The sequence below is a fragment of the Akkermansia sp. UBA7090 genome (assembly GCF_002493465.1).
GTDB classification, from domain to species: Bacteria; Verrucomicrobiota; Verrucomicrobiia; order Verrucomicrobiales; family Akkermansiaceae; genus Akkermansia; species Akkermansia muciniphila_A.
On sequence record NZ_DKYW01000016.1, the window covers coordinates 99,739 to 117,679 of the forward strand.

The 17,941-nt window shown below is 49.2% G+C and carries 15 protein-coding genes, 1 tRNA gene and 1 pseudogene; 14 read left to right on the plus strand and 3 right to left on the minus strand.

Translation table 11 applies throughout. From position 1 onward, the window contains the following. The first annotated feature begins 599 nt into the window (after positions 1 to 599). Both B3075_RS05860 and B3075_RS05865 read left to right on the plus strand, forming a co-directional pair. Positions 600 to 3,125, plus strand: coding sequence for an FtsK/SpoIIIE family DNA translocase (locus B3075_RS05860; RefSeq protein WP_290488535.1), 2,526 nt, complete (start codon positions 600 to 602; stop codon positions 3,123 to 3,125). A 19-nt stretch (positions 3,126 to 3,144) separates the two neighbouring features. Beyond that, positions 3,145 to 3,771, plus strand: coding sequence for a hypothetical protein (locus tag B3075_RS05865; RefSeq protein WP_290488534.1), 627 nt, complete (start codon positions 3,145 to 3,147; stop codon positions 3,769 to 3,771). A 74-nt stretch (positions 3,772 to 3,845) separates the two neighbouring features. On the opposite strand, the pseudogene B3075_RS05870 reads toward B3075_RS05865, so the two are convergent. Then, positions 3,846 to 4,268: pseudogene (locus B3075_RS05870) on the minus strand (GNAT family N-acetyltransferase); the annotation flags it as partial. A 111-nt stretch (positions 4,269 to 4,379) separates the two neighbouring features. Here B3075_RS05870 and rbr point away from each other — a divergent pair. The 6 genes from rbr to B3075_RS05900 all read left to right on the plus strand — a co-directional run bounded on the left by rbr (position 4,380) and on the right by B3075_RS05900 (position 11,549). Next, a complete protein-coding gene (gene rbr, locus B3075_RS05875; protein ID WP_094153270.1) occupies positions 4,380 to 4,955 on the plus strand; it encodes a rubrerythrin in 576 nt (191 codons plus the stop codon). A 48-nt stretch (positions 4,956 to 5,003) separates the two neighbouring features. Further along, positions 5,004 to 7,697, plus strand: coding sequence for a cytochrome c biogenesis protein CcsA (ccsA, locus tag B3075_RS05880; protein WP_290488533.1), 2,694 nt, complete (start codon positions 5,004 to 5,006; stop codon positions 7,695 to 7,697). A gap of 195 nt (positions 7,698 to 7,892) precedes the next feature. After that, a tRNA-Val gene (locus tag B3075_RS05885) sits at positions 7,893 to 7,967 on the plus strand. Positions 7,968 to 8,122: 155 nt separating this feature from the next. Continuing rightward, a complete protein-coding gene (locus B3075_RS05890) occupies positions 8,123 to 9,421 on the plus strand; it encodes a tyrosine-type recombinase/integrase (protein ID WP_290488532.1) in 1,299 nt (432 codons plus the stop codon). A gap of 60 nt (positions 9,422 to 9,481) precedes the next feature. Next, positions 9,482 to 10,309 carry a hypothetical protein gene (locus B3075_RS05895; RefSeq protein WP_208207695.1) on the plus strand — a complete coding sequence of 276 codons (828 nt, stop codon included), beginning with the start codon at positions 9,482 to 9,484 and terminating at the stop codon, positions 10,307 to 10,309. Positions 10,310 to 10,448: 139 nt separating this feature from the next. After that, positions 10,449 to 11,549: a hypothetical protein gene (locus B3075_RS05900; RefSeq protein ID WP_208207694.1), complete on the plus strand. Its 1,101-nt coding sequence runs from the start codon at positions 10,449 to 10,451 to the stop codon at positions 11,547 to 11,549. 255 nt (positions 11,550 to 11,804) lie between these two features. Here B3075_RS05900 and B3075_RS05905 read toward each other — a convergent pair whose 3' ends face one another. After that, positions 11,805 to 12,704, minus strand: a complete 900-nt coding sequence (locus tag B3075_RS05905; protein ID WP_208207693.1) for a DUF2971 domain-containing protein — start codon at positions 12,702 to 12,704, stop codon at positions 11,805 to 11,807. Positions 12,705 to 13,137: 433 nt separating this feature from the next. Continuing rightward, on the minus strand, positions 13,138 to 13,668 hold the full coding sequence (locus B3075_RS05910; protein WP_208207692.1) for a hypothetical protein: 531 nt from the start codon (positions 13,666 to 13,668) through the stop codon (positions 13,138 to 13,140). A 110-nt stretch (positions 13,669 to 13,778) separates the two neighbouring features. On the opposite strand from B3075_RS05910, the gene B3075_RS05915 reads away from it, so the two are divergent. From B3075_RS05915 to B3075_RS05940, 6 genes are all read left to right on the plus strand, one after another. Then, complete coding sequence (locus B3075_RS05915) at positions 13,779 to 13,997, plus strand: hypothetical protein (protein WP_208207691.1); 219 nt, start codon at positions 13,779 to 13,781, stop codon at positions 13,995 to 13,997. A 400-nt stretch (positions 13,998 to 14,397) separates the two neighbouring features. Further along, complete coding sequence (locus B3075_RS05920) at positions 14,398 to 14,745, plus strand: hypothetical protein (RefSeq protein WP_046435212.1); 348 nt, start codon at positions 14,398 to 14,400, stop codon at positions 14,743 to 14,745. Positions 14,746 to 14,782: 37 nt separating this feature from the next. Beyond that, on the plus strand, positions 14,783 to 15,424 hold the full coding sequence (locus tag B3075_RS05925) for a hypothetical protein (RefSeq protein WP_290492046.1): 642 nt from the start codon (positions 14,783 to 14,785) through the stop codon (positions 15,422 to 15,424). A gap of 505 nt (positions 15,425 to 15,929) precedes the next feature. Next, a complete protein-coding gene (locus B3075_RS05930; protein ID WP_290488531.1) occupies positions 15,930 to 16,325 on the plus strand; it encodes a hypothetical protein in 396 nt (131 codons plus the stop codon). 299 nt (positions 16,326 to 16,624) lie between these two features. Then, positions 16,625 to 17,485, plus strand: coding sequence for a DNA adenine methylase (locus B3075_RS05935; RefSeq protein WP_143247131.1), 861 nt, complete (start codon positions 16,625 to 16,627; stop codon positions 17,483 to 17,485). 2 nt (positions 17,486 to 17,487) lie between these two features. Beyond that, positions 17,488 to 17,941: hypothetical protein (locus B3075_RS05940; RefSeq protein WP_290492047.1), on the plus strand; the 454-nt coding region annotated here is incomplete at its 3' end.

Below are 17,941 nucleotides of genomic sequence, written 5' to 3' on the forward strand. Positions count from 1 at the left end.
GATTGGCTGACACTCCCGCATATAAGGGTTGTACCTGGTTAACAGACTGTAATTGCTGTATCATGGGGGTGAGATTTCTAATTAACGGATTTCAAATTCGGTGTCAATAGTAATCCCTCAAAAAAAACTGCTTATTATTATCTATGAATATAACAATAAGAGGCGAATGTTGTAGGAATTATGTGTTTTGGTTCACTAAAATTCTGACAATTAGAAAGTTGAGTTAAATTACAATATTCCTATTTTTTTAATAGGATTTGAAATCCGCTGAATGTTTCATGAATCATCAAAATGTCAAACGATATGTCTTTTTATAATAAAAATTTATGCTAATAATAAATAATCAAACAGATATGAAAAATAAGCATTGAAATTGCTTCGGTTTTATTGATTTTGGGGGGTAAGGCCAGTATTTTCTCAGGTAGGGAAAGGGTGTTCTCCGGCGATGCTCTTCCGGGGCGGCAAAAGCGCTTAAGGAGCCGTATTTCCGGTCCGGAAGTTGACGCTTCCAGGTTTGAGGGAAGTTGATTCGCGCAAATCCTCTTCTTCCCGGTTTGGCCTTGAGTTTAGGGCGAAGAGCCGCTAGAATAAAAACAGGTATGGCATTGGATACGCAGGAGCATCATGCATTTGAGCATGAAGAGGGGCGTTCCCCTGTTTGGATTGGAATGGCATGGGGCGTCGTGTCTTTGTTGGGGGGGGCGGCTCTCCTGGCTGCCATGCTGACGTTTGATGTGCGGGAAATAGGCTGGAGTTATTTAAATGGTTCCGGGCAGGTCATTCCGGGTACGTCCAATGTGCTGGGAACGGTGGGATTATATGGCGCGGGGATTTTTTATTGGACGCTGGGAGGCATGGCCTGGATGCTGGTTATTCTGTTGGAGTGGTGGGGGCTTTATCGTCTGCTCCACCATGGAAGACTGCCCCGCAGCGTGGTTTACGGAGGTTTATGCCTGCTGTTGTTCGGATGCCTGTTTCTGACGGCCGGGCATGTGCCGGGAAACGAATGGGTGGCCCGCCACCAGATTCAGGGGGCGGGAGGATTGGCGGGCCATTTGCTGGGAACCGGTCTGTTTCTCCCGTTGGCCGGCAGATCCGCTGTGCTGGCGCTTTCCGGATTTGGCTATTTGATGGCTCTGGTTTATGCGGCAGGGATGCGTCCCCGGCCGTTTTGCCGGGCCATGCTGCGGGAATGGAGGGCCTGGCGTATGAACAGGAAGGAAAAAATGCTGGCTCGCCAGACCGCCCAGCTTGCCAGGGAAGCTGCGCGCGTGAGGGCCAGCATGCAGGATGCCGCTTTGTCCGCCCCCAGACCGGTTACAAAGGGCCGGGCTTCCGTTCCCCGTCTCCAGCGCACCGGGGACGATCTGGAAAGTTTGTATCATGAAGCGGCTGCCGCTTCTCCGTCCAGGCCGGAGGACTCTGCCCCGCCTCCCGGCGCTCCGCGCGCCCAGGGCCGTCTTCCCCTGGCTCCGCGGCCCAGGATTACCGTTGCGGAACCGGCGGAAATGAAGCCCGCGCCCAAAGAGCAGCCTTTTTCCAAATTGTCCACGCCGCCCACGGAAGAATTCCGCGAGTATGAGCTGCCCCCCTTTGAATTGCTGCATTATGAGGAAAAGCCGGAAGGCCCCACGGCGGAAGACAAGGAAGAGATGCTGGAAATACAGCAGAAAATTATTGATACCCTGACGACATTCCGCGTGGACGTGACGCCGGGGGATATTACCCGCGGCCCGACCATCACCCGTTATGAAGTCTATCCCGCGCGCGGCGTGCGCGTAAACACTTTTGACCAGTATGCGAAGGATATTGCGCTGGCGACCAAGGCGGAAAGCGTGAACATCGTGGCCCCCATTCCGGGCAAGGATACGGTGGGAATTGAAATCGTCAACCGGAAGAAGGTGGCTGTTCCCCTGCGGGAGCTTTTGCAGGACCCGGCCTTTTGTTCCCCCAAGAAAAAGATACCGCTGGCTCTGGGGAAGGACGTGTATGGACGCACCGTGATCGGGGATTTGGCGTCTATGCCGCACCTGTTGGTGGCCGGCGCCACCGGATCCGGAAAATCCGTGTGCATCAACAGCATCATTTCCTCCATGCTTTTGAAATTCCGTCCGGATGAACTGAGGCTCATCCTGGTGGATCCGAAGGTGGTGGAAATGCAGCCTTATTCCAAGCTGCCGCATCTGATTGTTCCGGTGGTGACGGATCCCAAGAAAGTTCCCAATGCCCTGCGTTGGTGCGTGAATGAGATGGAGCACCGCTACCATTGCTTTGCCAAGGTGGGCGTGCGAAACTTTGAAGCTTTCAACAAGCGCCCGCCGGATGTTCCTGCGGAAGAGGCGGAGGAACCGGAAGACGGGCAGGGGGATGAAGCTTTGGCGGAATCCATTGCCAGAGACCTGGAATCCCAGGGGGAATGGCCCGTGGAAGAAGATGATGAACTGGATCTGGAGGACGACGAAGTTATCCCCGAACGCTTCCCCTATATCGTCATTATTATTGATGAACTTGCGGACCTGATGCAGACAGTGGGAGCGGATATAGAAACGAATATCGGCCGTCTTACTCAAAAGGCCCGCGCCGCAGGCATCCACCTTATTGTAGCGACGCAGACGCCCCGAAGGCAGGTGGTGACGGGGACGATCAAGGCCAATATCCCGACGCGCATCGCCTTCCAGGTGGCGAGCGGTACGGATAGCCGCGTGATTCTGGACAGGCAGGGAGCGGAAAAACTGGTGGGCAAGGGGGACCTTCTGTATTTGCCGCCGGGTTCCGCCCAGGTGGAACGGGCGCAGGGTGCCTTTATCTCTGACGATGAGGTGGAAGCCCTGGTGGCCCACTGCGCTTCCCAGGCCAAGCAGAAATTCCATGAAGAGGTTCAGAAGTCCCTGGACGAGCCTTCCCGGGGAGGTGCGGACAGTCCGCTGGACGACGCGGAGGAGGAATGTTATGCCAAGTGTCTGGAAGTGGCCGTCGTGGAGCGTAAAGTAAGCACCTCCCTGTTGCAGCGGCGTTTGAGCATCGGATACGGTCGTGCGGCGCGCATGATGGATTTGCTGGAATCCCGCGGCATTATTGCCCCGGCGGATAATACCAACCGTCCGCGCAAGGTGCTGGTGGAATGAAACGATGAAAAAACTCCCCATGAGACGAATTGTTTCCCTGCCTGTTCTGGCGGCGTTGGTGCTGGGCGCTTCCTGTTCCCAGCAGGTGCAGCAGCCCGTTAAAAAAGCAGCCCCTCCCCCCGTATATGTGGGAAAGGTGGAGCAGGTGTATCCCAATCATCATTATGTGTTGATTGCGCTGGCCGGAAACGTTTATGAACCGGGGACCGTGCTCATCTCCCAATCTCCGGGACGGGAGGAAAAATGCAGAGTCGCCAACCTGATCGTGACGGAGGAGCGGATGGGACGTGTGCGCATTCCTGCGGATATCCGCAGCGGCGCCGTGGAGGCGGGGGACCTGGTGTTCCTGTACCGGAACCTGGCTGTTCCGGAAAGTTCCGGAAAGATGGATGAGCAGAAGCCGGTCAGCCCGGAACCGGAAACGGATGAGGACAGCAAGGTTGTTGCTCCGCCGATTGCCCCGGACGGTGGCAGGACGGCGGACGGGCTGATGCCGCTGCCCGGGGATCAGCCTGTTCCGGCTTCTGCGGATCAGGAGCGGATTTCCCGGGAGCGGGAGAAAATACTCCGGGAGCTGGAAAGCGTTCCGGACAAGCTGGAAGAACCGTGGAGCAGGACTTTCTCCGGAAAACCGGCGGGAAGGTGACCGGATGCGGAGGTAGCCGCCATGTTTCACAGGGCGGGAAGGCACTCCTGTGGATGAGGCCGGGTATTGGGAATTCAGATACCGGTTTCCTTGAAACGGACGGATGACTTGTTCCAGTATTCCTGATAAACCCGGTCCTCCTGTCCATCCAGATTCAACTGGTACATGCGGAAAGTGACCGGAATATTTTTGGGTTGCCACAGCTCTTCATAGGAATACTGGTAGCGCATGCCCAGCTGTTTCATGACGCCTCCGCTGCGGGGATTCCTGATATCGTGTGTGGCCGTGATGCAGGGCATGCCGTCTTTCTTCAACCGGGCGACAACAGCCCTGGCCGCCTCCGTGGCAAAGCCTCTGTGCCGGAACTCTTTAAGCAATCCGTAGCCGAGGTCATGGCTGCCGTCCGTGCCTGCATGGATATACCCTGCCGGGAGGTTGCTGTTTTTCGGGCAGATGGCGTAATGATACCCGTAAGGCCGTTTGTACACTTCCTGGTACCTCTTTTGTTTTTCCGGATATGTTCATTTTTTAGATTCATTCAATAATTGCTTGTTTTTTCGCGGCGTCTTATTAGGATGCTTTCGTTTACGCAACCAGATGACTAATTTATGAAATCCATCAAAGGGACAGAAACAGAAAAGAATCTTCTCAAGGCTTTTGCCGGGGAATCTGAAGCGCGCAACCGCTACACCTACTTTGCCGGCGTAGCCAAGAAGGCCGGTTACGAACAGATTGCCGCTATCTTTCTGGAAACGGCCGACAATGAGAAAGAACATGCCAAGGTATTTTTCAAACTGCTGAAAGACGCCTGCATTGAAGTAACGCACGCCGTCTGCACGGCTCCTTTGGAATCTACGGAGGATTGTCTGCTGGCCGCAGCCGCCGGCGAGCATGACGAATGGTCCGACATGTACCCTGCATTTGCCGAAGTGGCGGACAGGGAAGGCTTCCCCGCCATTGCGGAAACTTTCCGCAAGATTGCCTCCGTAGAGCAGCACCATGAAGCCCGTTACCTCAAGCTGGCTGAAAACGTGCGCGAAGGCAGGGTTTTTGCCAAGGAGAAGGAAATCCAGTGGAAGTGCCGCAACTGCGGTTATGTACATACCGGCACCACTGCCCCCAAGGTGTGTCCGGCCTGCGCGCATCCCCAGGCATTCTTTGAAGAATTGGCGGACAATTTTTAATAACCTTTTATCCAGAGATATGGTTGAGGCCGGTTTCACGAGCTGATCGTGCAATCGGCCCTCTTTTTGGACTACGGACGCCTTACGCTGATGGACAGGGAACGAACGGATGCGGCTTGGAAAAAATATGGACGCAGCCTCTGGAATGTTGCCGGAAGCTACGGGCTGGGCATCGCCCTGATGCTGATTCTTCTGGCGCTGACTTTTGCCGGAACGCTGCACCAGGTGAGGCTGTCTTCCTCCATGGGGGCGGAGGCTGCCATAGAGTCTTTTTTCGGGGCGGCGTATGTGCTGATACCGCTGGGCGGGGAGAACTCCCTGATTTCCCTGCCTCTGCCCGGCATGGGCATTACCTGCGTCCTGCTGTTCATCAACCTGCTCATAGGCGGGATGTTCCGCATCCGGTGGACCTGGAGGCACGCGGGCGTGCTGGTGGCTCATGGTGGTATTTTGCTGCTGCTGGCAGGCATCATGCTGGGCAACAAAATGACGGTGGCCGTGGAACAGGTGGAACTGCCCCAGGGGGACCGGGTGCACGAATCTTCCCTCCCGTTTGATTTGCGCCTGAACCGCTTTGTGCCGGAGTTTTATCCGGGAACTTCCAAACCTAAATCCTATGAATCCCAGGTAACCGTCTTTCCGGAATCCGGCGGTCAGTATGACGCCGTTATCCGCATGAACGAGCCTCTGCGCCTTTCCGGCTGGACGCTGTACCAGATGAGCTGGGGCCAGGATTCCCTGCATCCGGGCAGACTCATCTCCATTCTTCGCGCTTCCCATAATCCCCTGGAGCAGATGCCCAAATGGTCCTCCTACATCATCGCTGCAGGGTTGCTGTGGCATTTTGGCTGTGTTTTCGGCAGATACCTGCGCCGTAAACCCGGGCTTGCGGCTGCCGAACCGGAGGTGAAGGAGGAACCGCAGGCTGCTTCCGCCTCCGGCGGAAAAAAACGTCTGCGCCTGGCAGGCATTTGCCTGCTGGTAGCGGCCATCTTCGGCATCGGCATGCTGGCGGCGCGGCCTGCCGTCCATCCGGTTCTGGTGGAACATTATGTGCCCTGGTCTTCCTTTTTGGTGGAACGGGCCGGGTCCATGGCCGTTCAGGACGGCGGCCGCCTGAAGCCTGTTTCTACTTATGCGGGTTTCCATCTGCTCCGGACGCTGGGCAAAAGAAGCTTGGTGATTGATACGCCGGAAGGGAAAAGGAAGCTCTCCCCGGTGGAATGGATGCTGGACAGCATGTTTCGTCCGGAGCTGGCGGAACAATATCCTGTTTTTCTGGTCAATCGGGAAGAGGTGGTCAGGCGCCTGCACCTGCCGGACCAGAAAGACAAGCGGAAAAAATACTCTTATGCGCAGCTTGCGGAACACTGGGAGGAAATGACCCGTGCCGTCCGGGAAATCCGGTTGCTGGGAGAAACGAATCTGACAGAAGCCCAGAAGGAAATTCTGTCCCTTGCCCGCAACTTTGACGTGGTACGGGGCTGGATGCTTGGCTCCCGAATCATGCTGGAAGACCCCGCCGCCATGGAACGGATGGAATTCCCGCGCTGGTTTCCTGCTGTCGGCCGTGATGGAGAACGCCTGTGGACGGCCGCCCCGGATAAAGCTGCCGGAGCCTTTTTGGCAATGGCGTCCCTGCTGGAACGCAAGGCAGTCGGCATGGCAGGGGCGGAGGCTTCCGCACTGCGGATGAAAGCGGAAGGCCTGCTGCTGGAAAAGCTGGTTCAGCCCAATGAAGCCGCCTCCGCCGGAGAGCGGCACGGCCTGGAAAGAGAAATTTTCTACTATCGTCTGGATCCGCTTTATGTTTCCCTGGCTGTCTTTGTGGCGGCGTTCGTGTGCCTGCTGCTCTGCGCGCTTTTCCGCCCGGTCGCCAACGCTCCCCTCTGGCGGCGTTTTCTCCGGCCCGGAGGTTTCAGCCTGGCGTGGCTGACAGGCGCGGGCGGAGCCGGAGTGCTGGCTGCGGCATTGCTCATCCGCGTGCTCATCACCATGAGGTCCCCGGTGGGCAATACGTATGAAACCATCGCTTTCATCGCCTGCATGGGGGTGCTCTGCGCTCTTGTGGTGGAACTTTTCAGTAAAAAGGGAATCGTATTGGCGGCGGGGCTTTTGCTTGGGGCTTTCTCCTGTCAGATGGGGATTTTGTATGAATCCTCCCAGGCTGTGGACCATATGGATCCCCTGGTGGCCATCCTGCGCTCCAACTTCCTGCTTTCCACCCATGTCATTACCATTGTGCTGGGGTACGCGGCCGGGTTGCTGGCGGCGGTGCTCTCCCATATATACCTCCTGGCTTCCCCCCTGCGCCTGATCGGCGGAAAAACGGAACAATCCCTGGACCGCATGGCTTACGGCATCTTGTGTTTTTCCCTGGTGTTTACGCTGGTGGGAACGGTTTTTGGGGGTATTTGGGGCAATGAATCCTGGGGGCGCTTCTGGGGCTGGGATCCCAAGGAAAACGGAGCGTTGATGATTGTTCTGTGGCAATTGACCGTATTGCATGCCCGGAAAGCCGGATGGCTGTCTTCCTGGCTGCTCCACTTCAGCAATGTGGTGGGCGGCGTTATCATTGCCTTTGCCTGGTGGGGCGTCAATATGCTGGGAGTGGGGTTGCACTCCTACGGGTTCACCTCCGGTCGGGATGCGTTAGACATGTTCTATGCGGCCGAGGCTGTATTGTGCGTCCTCTTCATTATCCTGCATTACCGTGCTCTCCGGCGTGTGGACATCAGGTAGGGAAACAGGTTTCGGAAATAATTCGCAAGCATATTCCCGGAAAGGAACAGGAAATTTTCACCTGCCTTCTTTTCTTTTTCCGGAATTTGCGGTGTCCGGAGTTTACTGATACGGAGAACAAGGAGATGAAAACGCATTTTTCTCATTTTCTCCTTGCCGGGTCCGGTTTTCCGGTATATATTCCCGCCACCTCATGCACGGATAGCTCAGTGGTAGAGCGGCTGTCTTACACACAGTTGGTCGGGGGTTCGAATCCCTCTCCGTGTACCAAAAGCTTTCTTTTTGAATAAAAAGCCCGCACAATGAAAGTGCGGGCTTTTTCGTTGTTTTTCAGAGGGTTAATTAATAAATAGTTTGTTAGGTGACAGGGTATGACGGGATATGAATAGTTGCTTTTTGATGCTAGTTATGATGCTATATCAGGCATGGCGTTTTTGAGATGCAGAAAGGGATCTCGGTTTTGGCATGCTTGTTTTTATGTGCCCACCGCATCCGGCAAGTGGAAACTTGTCACTCATAGTACCAAGATTGAAGTTGCTCCGGCGGGTGCTATATCTGAGAAGGATGCTCAGAGGCTTTTAAACAGCGGTATGGAGCGGGAGAAGGTGGAGGCTCTAAAGGAGGCGGGGATGTCCGCGACGGATGCGCGGAAGCTGGCTCAAAAGGTGGCTGATGCGTGGGAGTCCGCCGCAAAGAAGGGATGGACTGTTTTCCATATACGGAAGGTGATTGGGGAGTTGGCTGTAGAGGTGACAGGAGAGGAGGTTTCTGCTCCTACTGTGCGTGCTTGGTTTGGCGATTTTATTGCCGGGTTGGGCAGAAAGGGGAAGTCTGTTGCGACTGTTCGGAATTATCGGAATGCCGCAAACAGGTTTTATACATTTTTGGAAGACAGGGTTGATTGGTCAATGGAACGTATTACTCCCCGCATGATGAATGATTTTATGCTGGAACTGGCCGGAATGTTTGCCGTCAAGACAGTGAAGAAGGAGTTTGGGATGGTTTGCGCTGTTTTTAATGCTGCTGTTAAGTTGGGTGTGATTGAGAGGAATCCCGGAATGGGAGTGGAGCTGCCGAGGGATAAAAAGACGGATTCTGGAAGAACTGCCCGGCGCGGTTTTACGCTGGAAGAGTTGCGGAGAGTGTTGGAGCGATGTGATGAGGAGTGGAGGAGTATGGTGTTGTGTTCTCTTTATCTTGGCGGCCAGAGGTTGGGGGATGTGGCGATGCTGAGGTGGGATGCTGTGGATTGGGAAAAGGGAGTGGTGAAATTGGTGACTCAGAAGACGGGCCGGGAGATGGTGGTGCCGATGGTTCCAGCTTTGGCCGGAGTGTTGCGCGAGCGGCAAACTGTCTGTGGAGAGGATGCCGTGTTTGTTCATCCGTCCCGTGCCGGGATGTATGAGCGGTCAGGGAGCGGCAGGTTGTCTGCGGAGTTTTCCGGGATGTTGTTTGATGCCGGTTTGATTGACCGTGATCCACGATTGGCCGGGAAAAGATACAGGAAATTAACTCCGGCCAGAGACGGAAAGAGAAGGGTGAAGAATGAGCTGTCTTTCCACTCTTTGCGTTATACGGTGGCAACGATGCTGCATGATGCAGGGGTGGTTCCGGCGATGGTGCAGGAGATTGTAGGGCACTCTTCCGCCGCCGTGCATGCCGGGTATATTAAGTTTGGAGCGGAGGCGACGGAGAGGGCGTTGGAGAATTTGCCGGAGTTGTAAAGCTCTAACAATTAGAAAAATATATTGTTTTTTTGCAAATTATAGCTATAATATATAGCTATGGATTTTAGAGAAGAATCTTTACTTAAGAAGAGTAATAAATGGTCTGCTATATCAGCTATAGCTACTCTAATAGTAGCATTTACGACAATTATAATTGGATATTTTTCTTATCAGGTTTCCGAGCGATCTGTACAGATTGCAGAAGAAGCCAAAAATCTTGTAGAGTTAAATAATATTCAAGATTTATTTACTCGCGTTCAAGATGAAGCGTTAACAGAACGAAATGTCTGGGCTAATGCTGTTATATATTCTTTTTATGATAAATTTATTATTGATTTAGATCTGTCTCAAGAAAAATTGGAAGAAATTTCACATATATTATTTAGTCAGGATTTTGATTGCCAATTACATGGATTTATATATGATTATAATACTTTTGAAAAAAATGTAATAAAAATGTTATATTATGATGGATTTGTTACTCCCGTGAATGGGAAAATGCATTTTGAAAGTCTTTGGCAATCTCTTAGTTATAAGTTAGTATTTGGAACCAATATGCATCAGTTGGCTAAAGAGACAAAATCTTCTAATGAGCTTATTCGTAAAATTTTAAAAGGTTTTATTTCATTCCATGATTACAGTCTAATGGTGAAATTGTTTTCAGGTGAAGAATATTTAAAGAATGGATATGTTAAAGAGTTTTATGATTGTTTAGAAGAATATTACGGAAATGATTTGAATAATGAGAAGCGTCGGAATGAAGAACTTAGAAAGGAAAGAATGGAATATAAAGAATATTTTAAAAAGTGGTCAAAGTCAGGAGGCAAGATATATCCTATAGAATTGAAAAAATATTGGGATTCAAAAAATAAAAAAAAGAAATAAAATTTTTCGGAATTATGCAGAATAGTCTTGTCGCAAGATTTTCAGAATATTTTAAATATTGATATTTAGCAAATTGCTTCGATAAAAATCGGAAAAATCAACGAAACAAGACTAAAGTAAATAATGCCGAAATTTTTTTATGTTGATAGTTGATGAATTTAAAGCGGGTTTTGAAGATGTGTGGAAGAAGGCAGAGTTGTTATCTACTGCTTTTCCTGTGCCGGAGTGGGATTGGGATGTGGTGAGGTTTGAGCTGATGGCGTTTTTGTATGCTCATGCTTTGTGTTTTGCTCAGCATAAGGGGAGATGTATAGCTTCTCTATTTCCTGATTCTGTTTTCAAAAAGGTGTATGCGGATTTTTTGTATGAGGTGGAGAGATGTGTGAGGCTTGAGGTTTGCTTGGCGATGAGGGGTAACATGGGAGGAGATGAGCGGGTTGAGAAGTTGCTAGAGGAAAGATATTCGATTTATTATCCTGAAATAGGTAAGGAGTTGAGAGAGGTGGTGGCGAGGTTTGTGTGTCTGGTGCAGTGCAGTTTGAAGGATGGGGTGGATGGTTATGATTCAAGGCGGGTGAGTAAAGCCCCAATAAACCCTGTTTTTACGATGGAGTTGGATTGTTTGATGAGGAGTTTTGTGACAGAGAGTATGCCGGATGTTTTAGAGATGCTGACGTCCGAGAAGTTTTTAATGAGTGTGGAAAGGAAGGCTCCATGGGTGATTAGGGATGAGGTATTGCGCTTTGCTGAGCTGGCGGAAAAGGGTAATGGGGGGTGTAATGAGAAGGGGCAGTCTGTTGTGAAAAGCCGGGAGGAGATGGCTGCCAACAGGGCGAGGGAGAGAAAGCCTGCGTTTTCTCTTGACTTCTCGTGCAGGTTCAAGGTGTTATGTTTTGTTATTGTTGTTTCTTCTTTGTTTTCTGCGTTTAGCGTGAAGTCCTTGTATTGGGGAGGGATTTCGTTGGTGTGTTATATGGTTAAATTGGCTGTCGCCCTGTGTGTTCCTGTTGTTTTACATTTGTTCAAAGAGAAGGGTTTTGGAGTGTTTTTTTCTGTTGTGATTGGTATTGTGTCTTGGGTGCTCATGGCTGGTTATGGCGGGTTTTTGGAGTATGAGTTGGGTATAGGGAATATGGTTTTCCCGGTCTCTTTTGTGTCTGGAGCAACGACAGTTTGGTTTGCTTTGATGGCTTACAAGGTGATGAGGTCTTCTTGCAGTGATTTCAAATATTTATGGTAGTTAATTTTTTATGATTTTATAGAGGAATAAGAAAGGATGTTTTAGAATGTGATTAGAAAAATATGAGAAGTTGTTGGTTGTAGCCACACTTTCGTTATTGTTTTTCACATTCCGAAGATTGCGAATAAATCATCCGAGAACTCTGAAGAAAAAGATGCCCGTAATAGCGGACATGAAGGTTTTTTATGAATACGGCAGGGAGAGTTCGTGAATTATTAGGATAGTGAATCGTGTTTAGGGAAATTAGTAAATTGCCTATATATCTAATTGAGATGGAAGAATTAGGTTAGACTTCATTTTTTGAAGATTTTCTATCCAATATTTAGAAATTATTTTATATTCTGTTGGATGATATTCACTATCATATATTTCAATATTATTGATTTTCTTTGATATTGTTTTTTTCTGTTCAATCCAGAGCCATATATAATTTTTTGAGTAGGGACATTGAGGACCAAGTATCACTCCTCTAAGATATTCCATGTGAAAAGAAGAGAAAATCATTTTGTTTTTTATAGAATTATTCCTATCTTTGATAGGAATGAAGATTCTGTGTTCTTGTTCTATTTCCCATGATTGATCTTTTGCCGTGAGCAACCTCATCAGTTGTCCAAAGTCATGGCCTCCAGAGGCATCGTATGCATGTCTTTGAATACTGGGAGGCCTTTGGGTGGAGTAGATGACAGGAAAAATTAATAATTTAGGATCCGGTTTGATCTTTAAATTTTCATATTTTTTGATGACATAAGATTGAATTGTGTCTGTGCTACTGGTGATAGGAACCTTTCTAGGTACACAAGGAAAATCAAAAATTAAGCATACTCCTTTGTGTCTGTCTGCATAATGTCCCCACATAGATGCTGATGTCATGGAGGTAGAAAAGCATAACATTCCTGGAGGGTTATTTTTTGCGGTTAGAATTTGTTTACTAATAATATCTTTTAGATCTTGGCAACGAGGCATGAATTCAAATGGATCATTTGTTTCATAAGGGATTGTAAGTTTTAGTGACCAGTCTTCTATCGTTTTTTCAAAAGCTTCATAAGGCATATATCTGTATAATAATAATCTTTTTTCATTTTCTTTGTTTTGAATATTTTGACAGATTTTTTTGTGTGAGTTTACTGATTTTTTATATCGTTTTTTTCTTTTCATGGAAATATAGGTTAGGGAGTTCCTGTTTCTTATGTTATCAATAGTGAATGAAATGAATACTAATGTAAGTAGAAAAGAATAAATAGCTTATAATGAATAGTATTATAGCAGGATCAATGAAGTTGTGGAGTCCTTTTAATCATGTTAAGGGGAAGGAAGACAAGGGGCTATTGAGCGGATTTAATCATTTCTTGCGCTGACATTATAGCGATACCATTGGCAAGAATTAGATTCGCGTATAGTGTATGGGCTGGAAAAGCGAAGATTGTGAAACCATCATTGTTTTTTACATTTGTTAGAAAAATGCAAATTCTAACAAATATTTCTTGAAGAGAAGGTGTAATTGTGGCAAGGAGTGGCTTAGTTTATTGGGGACAGTTTTTCCCAAATATCCAAGTCAAAATCACAATTAGAGAAGTAATAACCGATGATGTTACGCAGAGCCTGATTTTCTCTTTGCGCCCGGATTAGTTCCGATGCGCAGTATGCCGAGAGTTTCTTTGGTTGTGCGTTTCCGGGTGGCGGGATCGGATGATTCCGTATGGGAGGGGAGGCCTTGTTTGGCTGTCTCCTGTTTTTCCGTGCCTTGATTCTGAGCAGATGCTATATTGTCAGAATAGGGGTTGGGTAGTGTGTTGTCCAGCTCTGCCGCGTCGTCGACTACAGAGATGAGCCATTCTTTTAATCCCATACCCTCAGCTTTAGCTGCCGCCTCATAAGCCCTGTAGCGTTGCTCATCTATTGTGATTGAGAAGGTATCTGTGAGAATTTTTTTCTGTTTCAGAGGTTTTCCCTGCATCCATGAGATGATTTTTGCTCGGTGGATTGTAGGTATCGGAGTAGAGCCACTTGTCCACTGATAGGATGTTTTGAGGCTAATCCCCAGTTCTTCACAGAATTGAGTCCGAGTTATTATCCCGTTTGTTTTTAGCCATTTGGAAAGTTGTTTGTGATCAATTTCCATAAAGAGAGGGTAGGTATATTTTTTCTCAGTGTCGAAACTTTTTTGCTCACAATGGCAAAAAATGAGATATTTTTCTTGAATGTGAGCAAAAATAGAGCAAATATGACCGCATGAAGAGCACAACTTTAGAACTTCCGAGGTTGAAGCCTAAAACAGCACAGTATCTTGCGATGAAGAGTATCGAAGAGCAGAAGAGTGTGTTTGATTTGCTGGTAGAGTTGGCTGATGGACGTGCCGAGTATGAGGTGGGTTTTCCAGAGCCGGTTAAAAATCAAGATAGTGGACAAGGCAGACAAGGTGAAGTTAACGAAAAAAGGATAGAAGACTGATGGAGTTGATGTTGCTGGGGTGGGATTACAGTCACAGTCCTTTTTATTGAAAAGATTTTATCTCCCGGCTCCAAGGTGGAGGCCAAGAACAACAACCAACAACTGAATGATATGGGTGTAATTGAAGATGATGGCTGGCATGGGGGGAATCCCTGTCCGGGAGGCCATTTTCTGGCGCAGGATGAGGAGAGCATCAAGCCCAGCCTGCGGAGGGATGAGAGGGCATGGTGTCCTTTGGTTCCCTCCGCAGGAAGGGTGCTCCCGGTGAGGATGGGTGATTTGCCTTGGGGAGGCAGGCCTTGCATGCGGGCGTATGGTTCTCCGGGGAGGTGCTGCCGGGTGAGAGGGTGGTTGTGGGGGATTGGGGTAGTGGTGTGTTTTGTGTTGATTGGAGGTGTTTATGTCTGCGGCTGATGATTTTAACAAGATTTTGTTTGCGGATGCCGTGCTGGATTTGCTGGCCGCGAAAGTAGTGGAACGGTTGGCTGCAACGGGAGGCGGGCAGGATAAGGCTGCCGGGGTACAGGTGAAGGTGGAGAGTGGGCAGGATTGGGTGAGTGCGAAGGTGGCCCGTGCGGTGCTGGGACGTAGTGATTCATGGCTTCACCGGACGGCCCAGCAGCATCCAGAGATTAAGCGATCCATGAAGCAACCGCACCAGAAGGTGGGGCGTCCGTTGTACAGTCTGCGAAGGATTTACCGAATTTTGGAAGATTCCGAAACAACCAAGAACCAAGACCATGAATAACAATGTGAAAGAACGGCCCATTCTGTTCAGCGCGGACATGATCTGCGCGCTATTGCAGGAATACAGCATGCCCGGCCAGTACAAGAACCAGACGCGCCGCACGCGCGGCCTGAACCGGTTTAATAATTTCCCGGAGCACCTGAAAGAAAGAGGCTGGGAGATTCAGGATTTCATTGAAGCTGACACCGGCTTATGGCTTGCCGTCTCCAATGACGAAAGTGGGGAATTTCCGGATGATGATTTTAATCCGTGGGTAAGATGCCCCTATGGAAAAGCGGGTGATCGATTGTGGGTGAGGGAAACCATTTTTTTACCAATGAAATCTCCCAAAAGATGGAAGTCAAAGGTTGCCCTCAAGTGTTCCATTCCGTCGATTCACATGCCGCGTTGGGCCGCCCGAATTTTATTGGAAATTACAGAAGTAAGAATTGAGCGGCTGTTAGACATTACACCGCAGGATGCCCGGATGGAAGGCATTGAAAGCGTCTGGCACGACGAAGAAACGGATGTCTGTTTATGGAAGGATTATTCAGGGAGATCCAATGGGTACATTTTTGCCCAGGAGTCTTACTTTTCCCTGTGGGATAAATTAAAGGGAGCCGGAGCATCTAAAATGAATCCGTGGGTATGGGTTATTAAATTTAAGGTTTTAACTATTAACGGAGTATGCGATGAATAGCGTTGAGTGTGTAAGCAGATTTGCGTGCAATGTGAGGCGGCTGGGGTTGCGTCTGAGCGGGGCGCAGGTGCTGGTAGCATTGGCAAAGGGGATAAGGCGTCACAAGGGTATTGTTTCAGATACCGGGTTACACGGGAATACCGTGACTAATGTGCTGGCGGTATTGATAGATCAGGGGCTTGTAAAATATGCGAGTGCGCTGAAGCCGAGAGTGTACTTGTTGACAGAACGGGGGATGCGGGAGGCGAAGGATTTGATGGATATGAGGAGAGAGGAGGAGAGCAATGGGTAAGGCATCTTCTGTAGAGTTTGACATGGAGGAGGAGATTTCCTGTTTGCGCCGTGATGCTGATTGTTGCAGGGCGCGTGCGTGCTGGATTGAAAGGCAATTCCTGAAGAGAGAAGGAGAGTCGGCACCTCAGATTTTCCGGGATATGGCCGCCCGGTACGAATGGATAGCGGCCCGTCTGGAAGAATTACAAGAACTGAAAGGAAAAAGAAAACCATGAATCCTGAACGAATAGCCGAGTTGAAAAAAGCAACTAGAAAGAGCTACACGCAACGCCGTAAGAGGCTGGTTTCCATTATTAAAGCTAGAATAGAGCAAATCGAGAAACAAAAGCTTAGGGATTTGGGTGATGCTTTGGAAATCGCTCGGCAGTCCAGGCGGTGGAGAAATAGGCTGAGTAAGTTTGTTAAATTAACAATAACCGTCCGGCCAACTCATGTTCTGATGGTAAATTTGTGGGGCAAGGATACGTTTTTCCGAGCTGGAACGCAGCAGCAAATGGAGAATCTTATTGAGGAGTTTCCGTCCTTGGTTGTTGCTGGCTATAGCATAATTTGCATTAGCGGAATGGCAAAGGTTTTACAGAAAGGAGAATTACCGGATGAGGCTTAAATTTGAATACGGGAAAGCCTTGGGGAGGTTGGAAGAGTTCAGAAAGAATTATCAAAACCATTCCTGTGTGCAAAATCTCACCATGCGTCATTTTTGGAGGACGGCCCAGGTTTGCTGCGGCCAAAAGACGATCACCAACAGGCACGCCGAACTAATCAAGAATGCGCACCGGCTATGGGCCATGCTCAGGCGTACCTGCTGGACTTGCGAACACCTACAAATTCGACGTATTGGGAAAAATTATGAAGACCTAACTTGTCCAGTCAAAAGTATAAGAATTTTCAACTCTCAGATAAACCGTGCCCGAAATTGCGATTGCTATAAGCTCAGAAAGGAGAGTGTGGACAATGGATACTAAACGTCCCCGAAAGAGGGCTTTGGCTCGTTATTTAGGAGGAAAGAACAGGATAGCCCCCTGGATTATTAGTTTTTTCCCGGAACATCGGTTTTATGTTGAACCATTCGGGGGCTCCGGAGCAGTGCTTTTGAATAAGCAACCTGCATTTTTAGATGTGTATAACGATTTGGATGACCGGGTTGTTAATTTTTTTGAGGTGCTTAAAGATCCGGAAAAGGTTGAGCAGCTTATTAAGTTGCTTGAATTGACACCTTATTCTCAGGAAGCATACAAAAGGTCTTTTGCGGTCTCCGAAGACCCCGTTGAGAATGCCCTGCATTTCGCAGTTAACTCTATGATGAGCTACGGAGGAGGAATCCATAAACCGGGCTTTAAACGCAACGGATTGTACCGAACAACCCCTTATCCTCAAACGTGGCGTGAATATCCTGACGTAGTACGTGAGTGTGCTATTGAGTTACGGGCAAGGAATATCGAAATTAACAAAATGGATGCTCTGGAGATTATGTCCCGATACGATTCTGCTGATACCTTACATTACGTTGATCCTCCTTATGTACAATCAACAAGAGGCAAGAACGTAAGGTATGCGCATGAATATGATGAGGATGACCATGAAGAGCTCCTTAGGTTCCTTCAATCATTGAAAGGAAAAGTGATTTTGTCCGGCTATGATTCTGAGTTGTATTCCAAATATCTTTCTGGTTGGCAGAAAGAAACAAAGCTAACGCGCGACACGCAAGGTAACAAAAAGACGGAGTGTCTTTGGATGAATTTCACTAACCAATGGATGCTTTTTTGACGATGCCACGCAGGGAAATCAGAGACTGGTGTCAGGAGGTGGAGATGGATGAATTAAGCTCCACAGGAGAGCGTGTGTACGTTCGTCTGCGAATGGCGGCGGATAGTGCAGGGAGGTTCTACGGAGACGCGGAGTGGGTGCTGAGCAAGTGTTTTTCCTGCCGGGTGCATTTGTCCGTGGATGAGGTGGAACAGGCCCTGTGTGAGCTGGAGGCTGCCGGGATGGTCGTGAGGTATGAGGTAGAGGGTGGACGGTATCTGGCGATTACGGAGTGGGGCGTGAGACAGAGGAGCGAGCCTAAGTTTCCGGCTCCTCCTGTGAGGGTTGCGAGGCCCGGAGATGCCGTGTCAGACGGTTGTCCGTCAGCTGTCAGTCAGTTGTCAGACAAGCGTCAGTCAGTTGTCGGACATATGTCAGACAGTTGTCAGACAGTCCCCCTCTCCCCCTCTTTCCCCC